The following is an 18,276-nucleotide window of genomic DNA, read 5'->3' as shown; positions in this document are numbered from 1 at the left end:
TGTGGAGCGCGAGCTGTACGGGCGCGAGGCCCTGTTCGACGACGACGGGCTCGCGGCACGTCTGACCGGCCTCACCCCGCACGGCGCCCGCCGGGTCACCCCCGAACACGGCGACGACCCGCCCGTCGTGGTGCTGACCGGCGGCCGGGGCATGGGCAAGACCGCCGCGCTCAAGCAGCTGCGCACCCTCTACCGGGAGATCACCCCGCTCGCCCTGGCCGACTGCGAGAACGTCCGCCCGCCTCTGGACCCGGGCCCCGCCTGGACCCCGGTCACCGCCGTCCTGCCGGAACTGGCCACCCAGCTCACCGCCCGGGTGCACGGCGCCCGCCCCGTCCCCTTCCCCCGGCTCAGCCTCGGCCTGGTCGCGGTCGCCTCGGTCTCCTGGCGGCGCGAGGACGAATCCCGGGCCCAGCGCGACCTCCAGTCCCTCGGCCCGGTCCTGGCCACCGTCGACAGCCGGGGCGACGCCGCCACCGGCTGGGTCACCAAGGTCCTGACCAAACTGGCCGCCGGGGCCTTCGACGCGATGGCCCCGATGGCCGGGATGATCGCCGAGGCGACCGTCGAGACCGTCCTGGAGGAGTCCTTCAACCGCTTCCAGCGGCGCACCGCCCAGTGGTACGGCGGCTATCCGCACGCCGGCGGCAACGGCCGGATCGGGCTGCGGCAGCTCGCCGTCGACTTCGAACGCGGCGGCGACCTGCGCCGCCGCGCCCAGGACCACCTCGTCCTCGCCCTGGTCGAGGACCTGGTGCAGGCGTACGGCGGACTGGCGCGCGGCGCCCGGCGCGGCCGGCCCCTCCTGCTCCTCGACAACGCCCACACCCCGCTCGGCCGGCAGCTCCTCGAACCGCTGCTGCGCCGGCGGGCGGCCGGGGTCCGCGACCGGATCGCGGTGATCGCCACCTCCCGCGTCCGGGACCACGCCGGACTGAGCCACGCCGTGCGCCACCGGCTCCCCGAGGTCGCCCACGCCTCGCACTGGACCCGGTCCACCGAGGTCACCTCCGGCATCCTCGCCGTGGCCCTCACCCCGCTGGACCCCGAGCACGTCCGCACCGCACTGGACCGGCACGATCCGCGCGGACGCACCCCCGCCGGACTGGCGCGCGGAGTGCACCGGCTGACCGGCGGCCGGCCGCTGGGGGTGGCCCTGCTGGCCCAGGCGGCGGGCGAGGCACCCGAGCCGGGCACCCTGGTCCCCGGCGCGCTGCTCGACAGCACCGTGGAACTGCGCGAGGACCGGCCGCCCCTGCGCGTGGCCGGTGAACTGCTGGAGCGGCTGCTGCCGGGGCAGCGCGCCGACGTGCTGAGCGTGCTGGCCGCCGCGCACGGCGAGGACTCCGCCCGGCTGCTGGCCACGGCCCGGCTGCGCGGCCGACTCGACGGCGACGTGGCGCTGCGGGTGCGCGACGCCCTGCGCTCCGAGGGCTGGCCCGCGGACCCGGACCACTTCGTCGGCGATCCGCTGCTGCGCGCCCTGCTGCTCCACCGGCTGCGCTTCCAGGACGGCGATCCGCCGGACCACGCGGTCTGGCGGGCCGTCCACGAGACCCTGCGCTCGGCGTACGCGGCGGGCGGCGCCTGCCCGAGCGAACCGCACCGGCTCCACCAGGAACTGGTCCTGGGCGCCGCCGAGGACTGCGTGACCCATCTGCGGGTGCGGTTCGCCCGGCCGGACGTGCTGAGCTGGCTGGGCACTCTGCGCTTCATCGCCTCCGCCCCCTACCCGCGACCGCCCGGCCGCACCGGACCCGACCCCCGGCGGGACGTCGCCCTGGGCCGGGAGCCCTCGTCCGACGACGAACGGGCCGCGCTCGCCGGACTCGACGAACGCGCCGCCGAACTCCAGCTGCAACTGCGCCGGCTGCTGCACGCCGTCTGGCTGCTGTCCGATCCGCTGGCCCTGCCCGACGACGAGGTGATCGACAAAATGGCGCACGAGCTGCGGCAGCTGTCCGGCCGCCACCCGACCGGGCACGCGGTGCTCTGGGACGCGGCCACCCACTGGCCCCGCGATCTGCGGGAATGGCGGGCCCCCTCCATGCCCCCGGGCGCCGCACCGGACGGGGGCGGCCCGCATGCGTAACCCGCTGCGCTACCGCCTCTGGTGGACGACCCGGCAGAAGATCGTCACCTCCGTGGTGGCGGGCGCGCTCCTCGTCTCCACCGGCTGGTACGGGATCGACCGCCTCACCGCCCCCGAGGACCGCTCCTGCGCCCCGGGCATCGCCCGCCCGCAGGGCAGCGAGGAGTGCGTCGGCGTCTCCGGCGACGGATACGACTTCGGGCAGTCCCAGCTCACCGCCGTCGCCGCCGCCATCGGCCGGGAGAACGCCGCGCTGAAGCCCGGCCGGTACGCGACGGTGGCCCTGCTGCTCCCGCTCACCTCCACCGACGCCTCCATGAAGACCAAGGTGCTGCACGAGCTCCAGGGCGCGTTCGCCGCGCAGTACCGGGCCAACCACCACGCCAACGGCCAGGTCCCGCAGATCCGGGTGGTGCTCGCCAACACCGGGAGCAACAGCCTGCTCTGGCGTCCCGTGGTGGAGCGGCTGCGGTCGATGACCGGCGCCCCCGACCGGCTCCGCGCGGTCTCCGGCGTCGCGATCAGCAGCACCCAGGCCAAGGACGCGGTACGGGAGCTGACCGGGGCCGGAATCCCGGTCGTCGGCTCCACCATCACCGCCGACGACATCGCCAACGGCCCGGCCGGCGACCCGTACCCCGGACTGGCCCGGGTCTCGCCGACCAACAGCGACGAGGCCCGCGCGCTCGCCTCGTTCGGCGAGGTGAAGGCCGACAAGGCGCTGCTCGTCCAGGACACCCGGCGCGGCGACCACTACACCGACACCCTGAAGTCGGCGTTCAGCACCCTGCTGAAGGGCTCACGGTACGAACCGGAGCTGTTCACCTCGCGCGAGGACCCCTACGACGAGGGCACCACGGCCAACACCTTCGAGCAGATCACCCATCTGATCTGCGACACCGACGCCGACACCGTGTTCTTCGCCGGCCGCCACGTCCAGCTCCGGCAGTTCGTCAACGCGCTGGGCGCCCGCGGCTGCCAGAGCCGCGGCTTCACCGTCCTGACCGGCGACGAGGGCTCGTACCTGGGCGACGACAGGAAGCTCGACCGGGACGCGCTGCGCCGGAAGGTCACCGTGCGGTACGCCTCGCTCGCCCACCCGGACGCCTGGCCCCCGGCCGCCGCCGGGAAGAAGCGGCCGACCGGCGGCTCGGCGGAGGACTACCGCGCGTTCACCACCCTGCTCGCCGAGGTCGGCAAGGCCCCCGCCGGACCGATCGGGCCGACCGCGCACGACGATCTGACCGACGGACAGGTGATCATCGCCCACGACGCCATGACCCTCGCGGTGACGGCCGTCCGGCGCGCCACCACGGATGGCAAGCGGCTCCCGGACCTGGCGGACGTGGGCGGCCAGTGGCCCCGGGTGAAGGGCTCGCTGCGGGTGCGCGGGGCGAGCGGCTGGATCTGCCTGGACAACCACGGCAACCCGTACAACAAGGCCGTGCCCGTCGTGGAGCTGGCCCCCGACCCGCCGCACCAGCGCTTCGCCGCCCTGGCCTGGCCGGAGGGGAAGCCGCCCGCCGAGCAGTGCCTGCCCCCGGCGTCCGCCCGCTGACCGCGTACGCAGACGGCCCGGCCCCGCGAGCGCGGGACCGGGCCGTCGTGGCGTCGGGGCTCAGACCCCGGCGTAGGAGTGCTTGCCGGTGACGAAGATGTTGACGCCGTAGTAGTTGAAGATCCAGCAGCCGAAGGCGATCAGCGCCAGATAGGCGGCCTTGCGGCCCTTCCACCCGGCGGTGGCGCGGGCGTGCAGATAGCAGGCGTAGGCGACCCACGTGATGAAGGACCAGACCTCCTTGGGGTCCCAGCCCCAGTAGCGGCCCCAGGCGTCGCCCGCCCAGATCGCGCCCGCGATGATCGTGAACGTCCACAGCGGGAAGACGGCCGCGTTGATCCGGTACGAGAACTTGTCGAGCGTCGAGGCGGACGGCATCCGGGAGAGCACCGAGTGCGCGAAGGTGCCCGGCTCCCCGCCGTTGGCGATCTTGTTCTCGTAGCTGTCGCGGAACAGGTAGATCAGCGTGCCGATGCCGCCGATGAAGAAGACCGCGCCGCAGATGATCGCCGTGGAGACGTGGATCCACAGCCAGTACGAGTGGAGCGCGGGCACCAGCTGGTCGCTGGAGGTGTAGAGGACCGTGGTCGCCAGGCCGAGGTCCAGCAGGACGGCGGTGACCAGGATCAGCCCCATCCAGCGGACGTTCTTGCGCAGGCCGAGCAGGGTCAGGTACGTGCCGACCGCCACCGTGGAGAAGGTGATGGAGAACTCGTACATGTTGCCCCAGGGGGCGCGCTGCACCGACATCGCGCGGGTGATGACGCCGCCCGCCTGGATCAGGAAGGCGAGCACGGTCATGGAGACCGCGATCCGCCCGTAGAGGTCGCCCTGGAAGGTGCCGCCGGCGGCGCCGGGCCCGTCCGGGACGTCGCGGGAGCCCGGCGCCGACCGGGTGACGATCGTCGGGCGCTCCAGAACGGCGGTGCCGCCGCCCTTCTGCGCCACCCGGACCTTCACCGTGCCGGCCGCGGCCTGCTCCGGGGTCAGCGCGGCGGCGGTGCGGCCGACCTTGCTGCGGCTGCCGAACACCCATTCCGCGATGTGCGCGAAGAAGGCCAGGGTGTAGACGGCCATCGACGAATAGATCAGCACATTGCTGGTGTGCGCCAGGTTCTCATTGGTCGCGGCGGCGAGATTCACTTCTCAGCCCCTTCGGCAGGCTCTGCGGTGGACGCCTCGTCGGCGTCCTTTTCGGTGTCGGGCGCGGTGGGCGCCTCGGCGTTGAGCGTGACCGCGAGACCGGCCAGCTCCTCGGGAAGTTTCGCGGACTCGCTGCGGCCGAGCCCCGCCATTTCGACGACGGTCACCCCGTCCGCTCCGCGCACGGCCCGGACCCAGACCCGGCGCCGCTGGATGAACAGCGAACCGGCGAGCCCGGCGATCGCGGCGACCGCCCCGCCGAGCGCCCAGCCACTGGCCGGCTGCTCGGAGATCTGGAAGCTGGCCCACTCCTGAAGGCCCTCGAAGGTGATGGAGCCGGCCCCGTCCGGCAGCTTCATCGTCTCGCCGACGAGGAGGCGCTGCTTGAGCTTGTTGCCCTTCGCGTCCTCGAACGGCTTCATCTTCGTGGTGTCCAGCTGGTACACGTTCTGCGCGATGCCGGAGTCGACGCCGAGCGAGCCGTGGAAGCCGTTGAGCGCGAGGACGGGGAAGTCGGCGGCCGGGAACTGCGACCACATCGTGCCCTTGCCCTTGCCGGCGAAGGTCGGCACGAAGAACGCCTGGAAGCCCAGCTGCTCCTTCTTGCCGTTCTTGTCGCGGTAGCCGTCCAGCACCTTGACCGCACCGCTCGACGTGACGTTGTTGTCGAGGGGCAGCAGCGGCACGGCGGCCTTGTAGACCTCCTTGCCCCGGCCGTCCTTGACGGAGATGACGGGGGCGTAGCCGTGGGCGTTGAGGTAGACCTTGGTGCCGTCGACGACGAGGGGCTCGTTGACCTTGACGACCCTCTTGCGCGGCGTGCCGTACGCGCCCTCGGTGTAGGTGATGTGGGCCTCGTACGTCCTCGGCGTGCCGATCTGCGGGCCGCTGCGCTCGTAGGTGCCCTTGAAGTCGTCCAGGGTGAAGCTGAACGGGGTCAGCCCGTCGTTGTCGAAGAGCGAGCCGGACTTGAAGTCGTCGTACTGGGTGATCGTGTTGGAGAAACCGTCGCCCTCGACGATCAGCTTGGCGCCCTCGGACTTGAAGAGCTGCCCCACGGCGAAGGCCACCAGCATCACGATCAGCGCGACGTGGAAGACCAGGTTGCCGGCCTCGCGGAGGTAGCCCTTCTCGGCGGCGACGGCGTCCCCGGTGGAGTGGACCCGGTAGCGGCGCTTGCGGAGCATCGCGACCGCCGCCTCCTGGACCCGCTCGGGCTCGGTCGCGGTGCGCCAGGTGGTGTACGCGGGCAGCCGCGTGAGGCGCTTGGGGGCACCCGGCGGGCGGCTGCGGAGCTGGCCGACGAAGGTGCCGGTGCGCGGCACGATGCAGCCGATGAGCGAGACGAACAGCAGGATGTAGATCGCGGAGAACCACACCGAGCTGTAGACGTCGAAGAGCTGGAGCTTCTCGTAGAGCGGCGTGACGGTGGTGTGCGTGTTCTTGAACGTCTCCACCTTGAGCTGGTCCACGCTGTTCTGCGGGATCAGCGAGCCGGGGATCGCGCCCAGCGAGAGCAGGAAGAGCAGGATCAGGGCGACCCGCATGGAGGTGAGCTGGCGCCAGAACCAGCGGATCCAGCCGATCACCCCCATGGCGGGGAGGTTCGCCGGGGACTCCTCGCGCGGGGCGGTGGAGAGCTGGGATCCGGCGGCGCCCAGATCGGACGTGCCGTCCCGCTCCTCCCGCTCCTCAGTGGCGTTCGACGTGGTCTTGCTCATCGGTACTCAGATCCCCACCTGGAAGCCGGACGACCAGCCCTGCAGTTCCTGCATCATGCTGCTCCATGCGCCGGTCAGCAGGAGCAGCCCGGTCACGATCATCATGCCGCCGCCGATGCGCATGACCCAGGCGTAGTGGCGCTTGACCCAGCCGAACGCGCCGAGCGCCTTGCGGAAGGCGACGGCGGCGAGCACGAAGGGCAGACCGAGACCGGCGCAGTACGCGACGGTCAGTATCGCCCCGCGTCCGGCGGTGCCCTGGTCCATCGCCAGGATGGAGACGGAGCTGAGCGTCGGGCCGAGGCACGGGGTCCAGCCGATGCCGAAGAGCGCGCCGAGCAGCGGCGCCCCGACCAGGCCGGTCACCGGCTTCCTGTGGATGCGGAACTCGCGCTGCGTCATCCACGGCATCAGGCCCATGAAGAAGAGCCCCATGAGGACCATCAGGACGCCGAGCACCTTGGTGAGCGGGCCGCTGTTGGCCTGGAGCGTGTCGCCGAAGTAGCCGAAGAGGGCGCCGCCGGAGACGAAGACGGCGGTGAAGCCGGCCACGAAGAGCGAGGCGCCGGCGACCATGCGGCCGCGCCGGGCGTCGGCCAGATCGGCGCCGCTGACCCCGGTGACGTAGCTGAGGTAGCCGGGGACGAGCGGCAGGACGCACGGCGAGAAGAAGGAGACGAGTCCGCCGAGCAGGGCCAGCGGCAGGGCGGCCAGCAGCGCTCCGCTCAGAACCGTCTCGTTCTGGGTGACAACGGCGAGGGCGGTCACCTGATCACTTCTCCGCGATCAGCGGGTCGATCATCTCGCGCAGCCGGGTGTCGTCGAGCGGGCCCACGTAGCGGGCGGCGAGCTTGCCCTCGCGGTCGATGACCACGGTCGAGGGGATGGACTGGAGCTTGAACGTGCCCTTGGGGAAGCGGAGGAGGAGCTTTCCGGTCGGGTCGTAGAAGCTCGGGTAGGTGACCCCGAAGTTCTCCTCGAAGCTGATGGCCTGGGCGCGCTCGGGGTCCCGGGTGTTGACGCCGACGAACTGGACGCCCTGGTCGGCGGTGGCCTTCGCGACCTTGGTGAAGTACTTCGCCTCCAGCCGGCAGGGGGCGCACCACGAGCCCCAGGCGTTGAGGACGACGACCTTGCCCTTGTAGGCGGAGAGGTCGAGCTGCTTGCCGTCCAGGGTCTCGCCGTCGAGCTTCGGGGCGTCGGCCCGCTCGCCCCGGGCCGCGGTCGAGATGCCGGTGGTGCCGGTGACGAAGTTGGTGTCGCCGCCGCCACTGGTCGTGTTGCCGGATCCGCACGCGCTCAGGGTGAACGCGAGCGCGACGGCCGCCGCGGGGGCGGCGAGCAGGGTGAAGCGGCGTCGGGGTACGCGGCCATGGCTCATGTGAAAAGTTTCGCATGGCGGTTTCGGGGATCTTGGGCACCCCCCTCCGTGCCCGTAAAGCCCGTTGTCAGGCGCGTTTAAAGAAGGAGTTCCAGCCGCCCGCGGGCGCCTCGCCGACCTGGAGCGTACGGAGCTTGGCGAGCACCGCCGGATCCTGTACGTCGAGCCAGTCGACGAACTGACGGAAGGAGACGAGGCGCACATCCGGCTTCCCCGCGATGTGCTTGAGCGCCCCTTCGACGGCATCCATATAGATACCACCGTTCCACTCCTCGAAGTGATTTCCGATGTAGAAGGGCGCGCGGTTCGTCTCGTAGGCGCGCTGGAATCCCTTGATGTACGACTGGGTGGCCTGGTCGCGCCAGCCGGGATAGCGGGTGGGCATTCCCCGGGTCGAATTCCGCGACTGGTTGGCCAGGATGTTGTAGTCCATCGACAGCACCTCGAAGGTGTGCCCGGGGAAGGGGATGCCCTGGAGGGGCAGGTCCCAGACGCCCATGCGCTTGCTGGGCCAGACCTGGGTGCCGCCGGGCGAACTGGCGTCGTAGCGCCAGCCGAGCCGTTTGGCGGTGGGGAGCAGATTGTCCTGTCCGAGCAGACAGGGGGTGCGCCCGCCGACGAGTTCCTTGCGGTAATCGAAGGGCAGTGGATCGAGGTCGGTCCAGCCGGTGTTCGTGCGCCATTCGGTGACGAAGGAGACCGCCTGGTCGATTTCGCTCTGCCACTGGTCCGCGGTCCAGTTGGCCACCGATCCGGAACCGGCGCAGAAATGGCCGTTGAAGTGCGTGCCGATCTCGTGGCCGGCGAGCCAGGCCCGGCCGACGTTCTTCAGCGTCTCCTTGATGTGGCCGTCGGTGAGATAGCCGATGTCGGAGGCGCCGACGGGGTTGCCCGGCGGACGGTAGAGGGTTTTCTTCGATTCGGGCAGCAGATAGAGCCCGGAGAGGAAGAAGGTCATCGACGCGTCGTGCTGCTCGGCGAGTTCGAGGAATCGCGGGAAGAGCCCGTTGCCGACCTCGCCGGCCCCGTCCCAGGAGAAGATCACGAACTGCGGGGGCGTCTGGCCGGGCTCCAGCGGCAGCGGGGCGGCCGGCTGGCGCGGCTGCTTGCCGGTGTCGGCGGTGGAACCGTCCCCGATCGCACGGACGTGCTTCTTGTCGGGTGCCCTGCCCTTGACCGCGCCGTCGGCGCCCTTCTCCCCCCGGGCCCCCGTGTCCGGTGCGGTCCGGCCGGTCTCCGGCGAACCCGAGGAACCGCAGCCCGCCACCCCGACGGCGGCGGCCGCCCCGAGTCCGGCTCCGAGCAAACCCCTTCGGCTGATGTCGCGCATGCGGTTCCCATCTCCGGTCGTATTGCCTCAAGTCCATACAAACTGGCAATGACTTAGATGGGCGGCGCAACACGGAGGTTCCTCGAATTAACACACAATTCTTTACGGAACCAGGGCGCGGCGATGACCGAACACCAGACCTACGCCGAAACCGCACCGAACCTCGCGAAGGGAAACACGGGATGACCGGATTCCGCCCGGTCGGGCTCACTCCTGAGCAAAAACGAGCCGGGAGCGATCACATCCGCTCCCGGCCATCCGCCTCCGGTCCCGCCGCGAGAAGGGTCAGGCGCCGAACCCCTTCGACGCACCCTTGACCGGCTTGGCCCCGGCCAGCAGGTGCGCCGGCACCAGATCCCGGGCCGGCTCGGTGTACCCGACCGAGACGATCTTGTCGCCCCGGTACGTGAAGCTGGTCAGCGAGGCCAGCGTGCACTGCCGCTTGCGCGGGTCGTGCCAGAGCCGGCGCCGCTCCACGAAGCTGCGGACGATCCAGATCGGCAGCTGATGGCTGACGCAGACCGCCTCGTGGCCGCGCGCCGCGTCGCGGGCCGCGTCCAGGGCGCCCATCATCCGCACGACCTGCTCGATGTACGGCTCGCCCCAGGACGGCCGGAACGGGTTGGTGAGGTGCTTCCAGTTGTCGGGCTTGCGCAGCGCGCCGTCCCCGACGCCGAAGGTCTTGCCCTCGAAGACGTTGGCCGCCTCGATCAGCCGCTCGTCGGTGGCGAGGTCGAGCCCGTGCGTGGCGGCGATCGGCGTCGCCGTCTCCTGGGCCCGCTCCAGCGGGGAGGCGACGACATGGGTGATGTCGCGCTTCTCCAGGTGCTCGGCGACCCGGTCGGCCATCTTCCGGCCCAGCTCGGAGAGGTGGTAGCCGGGACGGCGCCCGTAGAGCACGCCCTCCGGGTTGTGCACCTCCCCGTGGCGCATCAGATGGACGACGGTGAGGTCGGCGCTGCTCTTGTCACTCATGCGGTGGCCTCCGATGCGGCACGGGCGGCGGCGGGCAGCGCGGCGGCGATCCGCTCGACGGCCCGGGTGTCGTGGGCGGTGGAGACGAACCACGACTCGAACGCGGACGGCGGGAGGTAGACCCCCTGCGCCAGCATCGCGTGGAAGAACGGGGTGAAGCGGAAGGCTTCCTGCCGCTTGGCGTCCTCGTAGTTCCGCACGGGGCCCTCCGTGAAGAAGACGGAGAACATGTTGCTCGCCGCCTGCACGGTGTGCGCCACGCCCTCCTTGGCCAGGGCCTCGCTCACCAGTCCCCGGATCTCCGCGGAGACCGCGTCGACCTTCGCGTACGCGGCGTCGTCCAGCAGCCGCAGCTGGGCCAGCCCGGCGGCCGTCGCGACCGGGTTCCCGGACAGCGTGCCCGCCTGGTAGACCGGGCCGGCCGGGGCCAGGTGCGCCATCACGTCGGCGCGCCCGCCGAAGGCCGCGGCCGGGAAGCCGCCGCCCATGACCTTGCCGAAGGTCATCAGGTCGGGCCGCACCCCGTCGACGCCGAACCAGCCGGCCTTCGAGGTACGGAAACCGGTCATGACCTCGTCGGAGATGTAGAGCGCGCCGTTGGCGGCGCAGATCTCCTTGAGCCCCGCGTTGAACCCGTCCAGCGGCGGGACGACGCCCATGTTGCCCGGGGACGCCTCGGTGATCACACAGGCGATCTCGCCCGGCTGCGCGGCGAAGGCGGCCCGTACGGCCTCCAGGTCGTTGTACGGCAGCACGAGGGTGTCGCCCGCCTGCGCGCCGGTGACCCCGGGCGTGTCCGGCAGCCCGAAGGTGGCCACCCCGGACCCGGCGGAGGCCAGCAGCGCGTCCACGTGGCCGTGGTAGCAGCCGGCGAACTTCACGACCTTGGGCCGGCCGGTGAAACCGCGGGCCAGGCGGATCGCGGACATGGTCGCCTCGGTGCCGGACGACACCAGCCGCACCTGCTCCACGGGCTCGACCCGGGCCACGATCTCCTCGGCCAGCGCGACCTCGCCCTCGCCCGGCGTACCGAACGAGGTGCCGCGGGCGACGGCCTCCTGGACTGCGGCGATGACCTCGGGGTGGGAATGGCCGAGAATCATCGGCCCCCACGAGCACACGAGGTCGACATACTCACGACCGTCGGCATCCGTGAGGTACGGACCCGTACCGGACACCATGAACCGGGGCGTACCGCCCACGGCCCGGAAAGCACGGACGGGAGAGTTCACGCCGCCGGGCGTCACGAGGGACGCGCGGTCGAAAAGCGTCTGCGAAACTGGGGCGTCATAGGGAAAGCTCACACATGCCATGGTGTCAGAGCCGCGGACGGAGTTGCGGACAGGTGTTTCACCGCACTCCCGCGGGGGAGGTCACTGACACGATGATCGGGTTGCGCGGCGGGGGCTGTGTCTCCTAGTTAAGTAGTCGGGTGGATGAGATATGCATCGCGGTGGCGGAGTGGGCGAGGGCACCGACGGCCTGGGGCCCGAGCCTGCCCGGCGGGGCCGGCACCGGCGCGAGCGCGAACAGGACGTGCCGTCCGGTGACGCGCGGCTGGCGGGTGCCGGAGGCAGGAGCGGCCGGGTGGGGGTGACCTACAAGTACTTCGGCGCGCCCGACGGCGCCACGGCTGCCCGGGTGCCCATCTCCATGCGCCCGGAGGAGCTGGGCGGCGACGAGCTGGGCATGGGCGGGATGTTCACCAAGATCAAGCCGGAGACGGTGGCCGCGATGGTCCTCACCGGCATACAGGGCATACCTCTGCACAAGGTCCCGCCGCTGGAGCTGGTCGTCCTCCACCCGGACTACGCGGTGGTCAAGCTCCCCATGACCGTGGTGGACCCGCTGCGCGGCGTGGGCGAGGAGTCCGTCGGCGCGGCGGCCTTCATCTGGTCGACGGTCCCGGACCGGGGCGGCCCGCGCGACGCGTTCAACGTGTACCAGCTGCTCCACGAGTGGCAGGACTTCAGCCACCGGCTGCACGACGCGGGGCACCAGGCGTACTGCCTGGTGTGGCCGTAGGCACCGGACCCACCCCGCGGCCCGGCCCGTCCGCGACCGCCGGGCCGAACACACTCCCGCCGAACGCGCGGCCCGGTCCGGGACCTCCCGCCGAACACACGGTCCAGCCACCGCGCCCACGGCTCCGACCTGCACGAAGAACGCTTCCTGGCCACCACATTCCGGCCATTCATTGGCCGAAGAATGATCTTCAGCTGACCTGCCGGACCTGCCGATGCACGGGGCACCGACATCGAGGGAGGTCTGCCGTGGGCGACATTCTGCTGGCGCTGTCCATTCCCGTGCTGGTCTTCGCCAGCGGCCTCTACGCCCTGGCCGAGACCTGGTGGCGGCGACGCCACCCGGCGCCCCCGTCCCCGTACACCCACCAGGCGGCCCGGCTGGCCGAACAGGCCATGCTCCGGGACGCCGAACGCATCGTGGACGCGGCCTACGGCACCGTCGAGGGGCTGTACGACGGACCGGGGGCGCAGGCCCGTCCCGGCGCCGCCCCGGCACCCGACCGCGAGCGGGCCAGGGCGCGCCCGTAGCGCCGTAGCCGTAACAGGGAGCCCGCAGCGCCGCGCCGTGCCGCGCCGGGCCGCAGTCAGTGGCGGCCCCTAGGATCTGCCGCCATGTCCGATCCCCAGGGCCCCCGGCGCGACACCCGGGGCATCGTCGACGCCCCCGCCCTGTTCGCGCGGGTGCGCTTCCGCCGCCGGATGCCGGCCCCGGAGCTGCGGCCGTATCTGGAGCACTACTGGCTGATCGACTGGGACCTGCCCGAGCCGTACGACTCCCGGCTCGTCCCGCACCCGAGCGTGAACCTGGTCTTCGGCCGCTACGCCGGCTGCGGGGACCGGAAGGCCGGATCGGCCGAGGTCGCGGGGATCGGTCTCGGGCTCTTCACCCAGCGGCTGGAGGAGACCGGACGGGTCTGCGGGGTGCAGTTCCGGCCCGGCGGCTTCCGGCCCTTCGCACCGGGCGCGCCGGTGTCCCGGTGGACCGGGCGGCGGCTCCCGGCGGCCGGGGTCCTCACCCCGCCCGCCCCGCCCTCCGCGGTACTGGACGCCGGGGACGAGGACGCCCGGGTCGCGGCGCTGGACGCGTATCTGCTGGCGCTCGGCCCCGCACCCGACCCGCAGGCCCACCGGGCGATGGCCCTGGCCGAGCTGGTGCGCACCGACCGCACGGTCCGCCGCGTCGACGGACTGGCCCGCGCGGAGGGCGTGTCGGTGCGCTCCCTGCAACGGCTGTTCGCCGCGTACGTCGGCGTCGGGCCCAAGTGGGTCATCCTCCGCTACCGCATCCACGAGGCACTGGAACGGGCCGAGTCCGGACCCGGGGTGGACTGGGCGGCGCTCGCCGCCGACCTCGGCTACAGCGACCAGGCCCATCTGGTCCGGGACTTCACCGCCACGCTCGGGGTACCGCCGACCGCGCTCGCGGACCCTGAGGGGCCGGCCCGGCACCCGGACGCGGAACCTCCCGGATAATCATCTGCGTGACGCAGCTTATGTGTGGCACAGTGAAACCCGTCGGGCCGCCACGCGGCCCGGACCCGCCACCCCACCCCGCATCCGAGGAGACCCCTCCCCCATGACCACACTCGTCACCGGCTCCCGGGGCCGCGTCGGCTCCGCCCTCGTCACGCTCCTGCACGGCGACGGCCGTAGCGTGCGCGCCGCCTCCCGCCGCCCCCGGGAACTCGCACTCCCGGACGGCGTGCCCGCCGTCGCCTGCGACCTCAGCGACCCCGCCACCTTCGCCCCCGCCCTGGAGGGCGTCGACTCCGTCTTCCTCTACGCCGAGCCCTCCCACATCACCGCGTTCACGACCGCCGCCGAACGCGCCGGAGTCGAGCACATCGTCCTGCTCTCCTCCAGCTCCGTCCTCGCCCCCGACCCCATCGCCAACCCCGTCGCCGCCCTCCACCACACCGTGGAACAGGCCCTGATCCGCTCCCCCCTCGCCACGACCCTGCTGCGCCCCGGCGCGTTCGCGGGCAACGCACGCCAGTGGTCCGCCGCCTTCCGCGCCGGGCGCCCCGTCGAACTGCCCTACCCCGACAGCGGCACCAGCCCGGTCGACGAGGCCGACGTCGCCGCATCCGCCCTCGCCGTCCTCACCGACCCCCGCCTGCGCGGCGGCGCGTACCACCTCACCGGACCCGCCTCCATGACCGTCGCCGACCAGGTCGAGACCGTCGGCCGCGCCTGCGGGAACCCGGTCGGCATGCGCCCCGTCACCCGCGAGACCTGGCTGGACTCCGTGGCCTCCTTCGTCCCCGAGGACATCGCCGTGGCCCTGCTCGACTACCAGGCCACCACCGACGGCCTGCCCGCCGAGGTCACCGACACCGTCCGGGAGCTGACCGGCCTCCCTGCCCGGACGTTCGCCGCCTGGGCCGCCGACCACGCCGACGCGTTCCGCCCCTGAGAACCGGGGCGGGCACCCGCCCCGCCACAACCCCGTGGCCCGCCCCCGGGGCCCGATGGCATCCTGGCCGGGTGAACGGACCCGAGATCACCTTCGAAGTCGCCCCCGAGCTGCGGCTCTTCGTCGCCCACGCACGGCGCGGCGGACGCACCACCGTCACCACCGACGGCGCGTCCACCCTCGGCCACGTCGTGGAATCCCTCGGCGTCCCGCTCACCGAGGCCGGACGGCTCCTCGCCGACGGACGCGCCGTCCCGGCCGCCCACATCCCGGCGGCCGGCGAACACATCGAGGTACAGGCCGTCCAGCGCCCCCAGCGGGTCCCCGGCGCACCCCTGCGCTTCCTGCTCGACGTCCACCTCGGCACCCTCGCCCGGCGGCTGCGGCTGCTCGGCGTCGACGCCGCCTACGAGAGCGAGGACATCGGGGACCCCGCCCTCGCCGCGCTCTCCGCACGCGAGCGGCGGGTGCTGCTCTCCCGGGACCGGGGACTGCTGCACCGGCGGGAGATCTGGGCCGGGGCCTACGTCTACAGCGACCGGCCCGATGAGCAACTGCGCGACGTGCTCGGCCGGTTCGCCCCGCCGCTCGCCCCCTGGACCCGCTGCACCGCGTGCAACGGCCCCCTCGCGGACGCTGACAAGGACTCCGTCGGGGACCGGCTGGAGGCCGGCACCCAGCGCTCCTACGACGTCTTCGCCCAGTGCGCCGACTGCGGCCGGGTCTACTGGCGCGGCGCCCACCACGCCCGCCTGGAGACGATCGTCTCGGAAGCGGTACGCGACTTCGGCGGCACGAGCCGGGCGGGCACCGCTGAGGGCGCGTGGTGAAAGTCCCGCCTGCTCGGCGGCGTCCGGCACGCACGGCTTAGGCCGCGCCCTCCCGCAACAGCGCGATCTGGGCGGCGCTCAGCTCCACGGTCCGGCGCATATGGCCGATGAGCAGCGCGATCTCGTCGTCGTCGTACGGCTCGAAGAGGGTGTCCCAGGGCCCCGAGAGCCGCTGCCAGACGGCCCCGACCTCGGCCATCCGCTCGGGCACGGGCGCCACGAGCACCCGCCGCCGGTCCGCCGTGTCCCGGGCGCGGGTCACGAAGCCGGCCCTCTCCAGCCGGTCGACCAGACGGGTGGCCGATCCGGTGGTGAGCCCGGTCAGCTCCGCGATCCGGCCGGTGGTGACCGGCCGCTCCTCCAGACCGAGCAGATTGAGGCACTGCAGGTCGGTGGGGTGGAGCCCCAGACGGTCGGCCACGGCCTGGTTGAACAGGGCGTACGACGCCATGTAGCGGCGCGAGGTGACGGCCAGCTCGGCCAGCAGGGCGCTGCGGCGGGGCGATGACTTCTGCGGCATGCAGAGAGTGTACGGCGCAGGGAATACCTGGGGGCGCGCCCCGCATGACACCCTGCTGCCATGTCCGTGGCCCGCTCCCTCGCGCTCTTCGTCCTCGCCGCCCTCTTCGAGATCGGGGGCGCCTGGCTGGTCTGGCAGGGAGTCCGGGACCACCGGGGCTGGGCGTGGATCGGCGCGGGCGCGCTCGCCCTGACCGCCTACGGCTTCGTCGCCACGTTCCAGCCGGACGCCGAGTTCGGCCGGGTGCTCGCCGCGTACGGCGGGGTCTTCGTCGCCGGTTCCATCGCCTGGGGCATGGTCGCCGACGGCTACCGGCCCGACCGCTGGGACGTGACCGGGGCGCTGATCTGCCTGGCCGGCATGGCCGTGATCATGTACGCCCCGCGCGACCACTGAGCGGCCGCTGCCTATCCTTGGCCCCGTACCGATCCGCTGTCCGAGGAGCCCGCCATGGCCGCCACCCCCATCGCCGTCGTCACCGGAGCGAGCAGCGGCATCGGCGCCGCGACCGCCCGGCACCTGGCGGCCGCCGGCCACCGCGTCGTGCTGACCGCCCGCCGCAAGGACCGCATCGAGGCACTGGCCGCCGAGATCAACGCGGCCGGCCACCAGGCGACCGCGTACCAGCTGGACGTCACCGACCGCGCCGCCGTCGACGAGTTCGCCACCGCCTTCGGCTCCCTCGCCGTCCTCGTCAACAACGCCGGCGGGGCGCTCGGCGCGGACCCGGTCGCCACCGGCGACCCGGACGACTGGCGCCGGATGTACGAGACCAATGTGATCGGCACCCTCAACGTCACCCAGGCCCTCCTCCCCGCCCTCACCGCGAGCGGCGACGGCACGGTGGTCATCCTCTCCTCCACCGCCGGCCACGGCACCTACGAGGGCGGCGGAGGCTACGTGGCCGCCAAGCACGGCGAGCACGTCCTCGCCGAGACCCTCCGCCTGGAGATCGTCGGCACCCCGGTCCGCGTCATCGAGATCGCCCCCGGCATGGTCCGGACCGAGGAGTTCGCCACCACCCGCTTCCGGGGCGACACCGAGAAGGCCGCCAAGGTCTACGCCGGCGTCGACGCCCCCCTCACCGCCGACGACGTCGCCGACACCATCACCTGGGCCGTCACCCGCCCCAGCCACGTCAACATCGACCTCCTGGTCGTCCGCCCCCGCGCCCAGGCCTCCAACTCGAAGGTGCACCGGACGGCCTAGGACGACGGGGGCCGGGGCTCGAACACTCCGGCCACTCGTTCGAGGGAATCGGCTCGATCCACCGCAATCCCGACGTGCTCCCTGCCTACGGTCGACGCACCTTCACGCAGATCGGCTCCCGGCCGGATAACGGTCCTGGCCGAGAGCCTCACCACCAAGGAAGTGGGCTTCCCGTGGCTGAGCACGACCCTAGCGCGCCCGCACTCTTCGAACTCGGCGCTCTTTCACCCCGTACGACCGGCTTCATGGACCTCACCGACGGCCGGTACGCCTACATGTTCGGCTTCATCCAGGCCGACGGGCATCTCCACGCCGGAACGGGCCGGAAGGGCCGTCTGAGCGTCGAGATCAATGTGCGCGACATCGCGATACTCCGGCAGTTCCAGCAGCTGACCCCGTACAACAGCAGCATCACCGAGCGCATCCGGTCCACCAACTTCTCCGAACGGCACCACTCCGCGATCTGGACCGTCTGCGCGCTCGAAGCCCGGTCCACCATCCACGGACTGGGCGTTCCCTACGGGCGCAAATCGCGGCGCATCACCCCGCCCCGCGTCGACTTCTCGGCCCGTGACTACCTTCGCGGCGTCATCGACGCCGACGGCTCGGTCGGCCTCACCGGCCAGGGGATTCCCTTCATCTCCCTGACCACGGCCAGCACGGCCGTGGGGGCCTACCTCTGCTTCTACGCGAAAAAGGTCACCGGGGCCCGGCGCATCATCTCGCGCAACACGCGCGACGGCGTCTACAACGTCATGTACACCATGGAAGCCGCGGTCGGCCTGGTCGATCACCTCTACTACCCCGGCTCCCTCGCGCTGAGCCGCAAGCAGGAGGCCGCGTCGGCCGTCCGTGCCTGGCAGCGCCCTCCGGGAACGAAGCCACGCGGCACGAACCGTCGCTGGAAGCCGTGGGAGGACGACGTCCTCCTCCGGCTCGACAGCGCCGACCTCGCGGCGCCCGAACTCGACCGGACCGTGGCCAGTTGCTCCGTCCGTCTGTGGCGGCTGAAATCGGGCCGGGCTCCGGCTCCCACCGGCCTGCCGTCCACGGGCTGACCGGCGCGTGGGCGGC

18 protein-coding genes are annotated in these 18,276 nt (G+C 72.2%); 10 read left to right on the top strand and 8 right to left on the bottom strand.

Translation table 11 applies throughout. The features are described 5' to 3' along the window. Position 1 precedes the first annotated feature (1 nt). Positions 2–2,092, top strand: a complete 2,091-nt coding sequence (locus tag ACWCXC_RS19510) for a hypothetical protein (RefSeq protein WP_450890047.1) — start codon at positions 2–4, stop codon at positions 2,090–2,092. Next, complete coding sequence (locus ACWCXC_RS19505) at positions 2,085–3,650, top strand: ABC transporter substrate-binding protein (protein ID WP_450682599.1); 1,566 nt, start codon at positions 2,085–2,087, stop codon at positions 3,648–3,650. The genes ACWCXC_RS19510 and ACWCXC_RS19505 overlap by 8 nt, the downstream gene beginning before the upstream one ends. 60 nt (positions 3,651–3,710) lie before the next feature. Here ACWCXC_RS19505 and ccsB read toward each other — a convergent pair whose 3' ends face one another. The 7 genes from ccsB to hemL all read right to left on the bottom strand — a co-directional run bounded on the left by ccsB (position 3,711) and on the right by hemL (position 11,513). After that, positions 3,711–4,793 carry a c-type cytochrome biogenesis protein CcsB gene (gene ccsB, locus ACWCXC_RS19500; RefSeq protein WP_450682598.1) on the bottom strand — a complete coding sequence of 361 codons (1,083 nt, stop codon included), beginning with the start codon at positions 4,791–4,793 and terminating at the stop codon, positions 3,711–3,713. Beyond that, the gene (gene resB, locus ACWCXC_RS19495; protein ID WP_450682597.1) at positions 4,790–6,514 is read right to left on the bottom strand and encodes a cytochrome c biogenesis protein ResB; all 1,725 of its coding nucleotides are present in this window, start codon (positions 6,512–6,514) and stop codon (positions 4,790–4,792) included. Before resB ends, ccsB begins: the two co-directional genes overlap by 4 nt. Positions 6,515–6,520: 6 nt before the next feature. Beyond that, on the bottom strand, positions 6,521–7,282 hold the full coding sequence (locus ACWCXC_RS19490; protein ID WP_450682596.1) for a cytochrome c biogenesis CcdA family protein: 762 nt from the start codon (positions 7,280–7,282) through the stop codon (positions 6,521–6,523). 4 nt (positions 7,283–7,286) lie between these two features. Next, a complete protein-coding gene (locus tag ACWCXC_RS19485; protein WP_450682595.1) occupies positions 7,287–7,895 on the bottom strand; it encodes a TlpA family protein disulfide reductase in 609 nt (202 codons plus the stop codon). Positions 7,896–7,962: 67 nt separating this feature from the next. Then, positions 7,963–9,225 (bottom strand): hypothetical protein, encoded by a 1,263-nt coding sequence (locus tag ACWCXC_RS19480; RefSeq protein WP_450890046.1) that lies wholly within the window; start codon positions 9,223–9,225, stop codon positions 7,963–7,965. Positions 9,226–9,510: 285 nt separating this feature from the next. Further along, positions 9,511–10,200, bottom strand: a complete 690-nt coding sequence (locus ACWCXC_RS19475) for a histidine phosphatase family protein (protein WP_450682593.1) — start codon at positions 10,198–10,200, stop codon at positions 9,511–9,513. Beyond that, positions 10,197–11,513: a glutamate-1-semialdehyde 2,1-aminomutase gene (gene hemL / locus ACWCXC_RS19470; RefSeq protein ID WP_450682592.1), complete on the bottom strand. Its 1,317-nt coding sequence runs from the start codon at positions 11,511–11,513 to the stop codon at positions 10,197–10,199. Before hemL ends, ACWCXC_RS19475 begins: the two co-directional genes overlap by 4 nt. Before the next feature lie 130 nt (positions 11,514–11,643). Here hemL and ACWCXC_RS19465 point away from each other — a divergent pair, with 130 nt between their 5' ends. The 5 genes from ACWCXC_RS19465 to ACWCXC_RS19445 all read left to right on the top strand — a co-directional run bounded on the left by ACWCXC_RS19465 (position 11,644) and on the right by ACWCXC_RS19445 (position 15,473). Next, positions 11,644–12,225 (top strand): hypothetical protein, encoded by a 582-nt coding sequence (locus ACWCXC_RS19465; protein WP_450682591.1) that lies wholly within the window; start codon positions 11,644–11,646, stop codon positions 12,223–12,225. A 248-nt stretch (positions 12,226–12,473) separates the two neighbouring features. Then, complete coding sequence (locus ACWCXC_RS19460; RefSeq protein WP_450682590.1) at positions 12,474–12,755, top strand: hypothetical protein; 282 nt, start codon at positions 12,474–12,476, stop codon at positions 12,753–12,755. 84 nt (positions 12,756–12,839) lie between these two features. After that, the gene (locus tag ACWCXC_RS19455) at positions 12,840–13,700 is read left to right on the top strand and encodes an AraC family transcriptional regulator (RefSeq protein ID WP_450682589.1); all 861 of its coding nucleotides are present in this window, start codon (positions 12,840–12,842) and stop codon (positions 13,698–13,700) included. 103 nt (positions 13,701–13,803) lie between these two features. Beyond that, positions 13,804–14,643: an SDR family oxidoreductase gene (locus ACWCXC_RS19450; protein WP_450890045.1), complete on the top strand. Its 840-nt coding sequence runs from the start codon at positions 13,804–13,806 to the stop codon at positions 14,641–14,643. Positions 14,644–14,714: 71 nt separating this feature from the next. Beyond that, positions 14,715–15,473 (top strand): Mut7-C RNAse domain-containing protein, encoded by a 759-nt coding sequence (locus ACWCXC_RS19445; RefSeq protein ID WP_450890044.1) that lies wholly within the window; start codon positions 14,715–14,717, stop codon positions 15,471–15,473. A 37-nt stretch (positions 15,474–15,510) separates the two neighbouring features. Here ACWCXC_RS19445 and ACWCXC_RS19440 read toward each other — a convergent pair whose 3' ends face one another. Then, positions 15,511–15,993: a MarR family winged helix-turn-helix transcriptional regulator gene (locus tag ACWCXC_RS19440; RefSeq protein ID WP_450682586.1), complete on the bottom strand. Its 483-nt coding sequence runs from the start codon at positions 15,991–15,993 to the stop codon at positions 15,511–15,513. A 60-nt stretch (positions 15,994–16,053) separates the two neighbouring features. Between ACWCXC_RS19440 and ACWCXC_RS19435 the strand changes: the two genes are divergently transcribed. From ACWCXC_RS19435 to ACWCXC_RS19425, 3 genes are all read left to right on the top strand, one after another. Then, positions 16,054–16,389, top strand: coding sequence for a YnfA family protein (locus tag ACWCXC_RS19435; protein WP_450682585.1), 336 nt, complete (start codon positions 16,054–16,056; stop codon positions 16,387–16,389). A gap of 54 nt (positions 16,390–16,443) precedes the next feature. Then, positions 16,444–17,202, top strand: a complete 759-nt coding sequence (locus ACWCXC_RS19430; protein ID WP_450682584.1) for an SDR family NAD(P)-dependent oxidoreductase — start codon at positions 16,444–16,446, stop codon at positions 17,200–17,202. Between the two features lie 173 nt (positions 17,203–17,375). Continuing rightward, the gene (locus tag ACWCXC_RS19425) at positions 17,376–18,260 is read left to right on the top strand and encodes a hypothetical protein (protein ID WP_450890043.1); all 885 of its coding nucleotides are present in this window, start codon (positions 17,376–17,378) and stop codon (positions 18,258–18,260) included. Positions 18,261–18,276 lie beyond the last annotated feature (16 nt).

The organism is Streptomyces sp. NPDC001515 (assembly GCF_053597115.1).
Note: the sequence above shows the minus strand (reverse complement) of the source record. Positions and strands in the feature narration are given on the sequence as shown.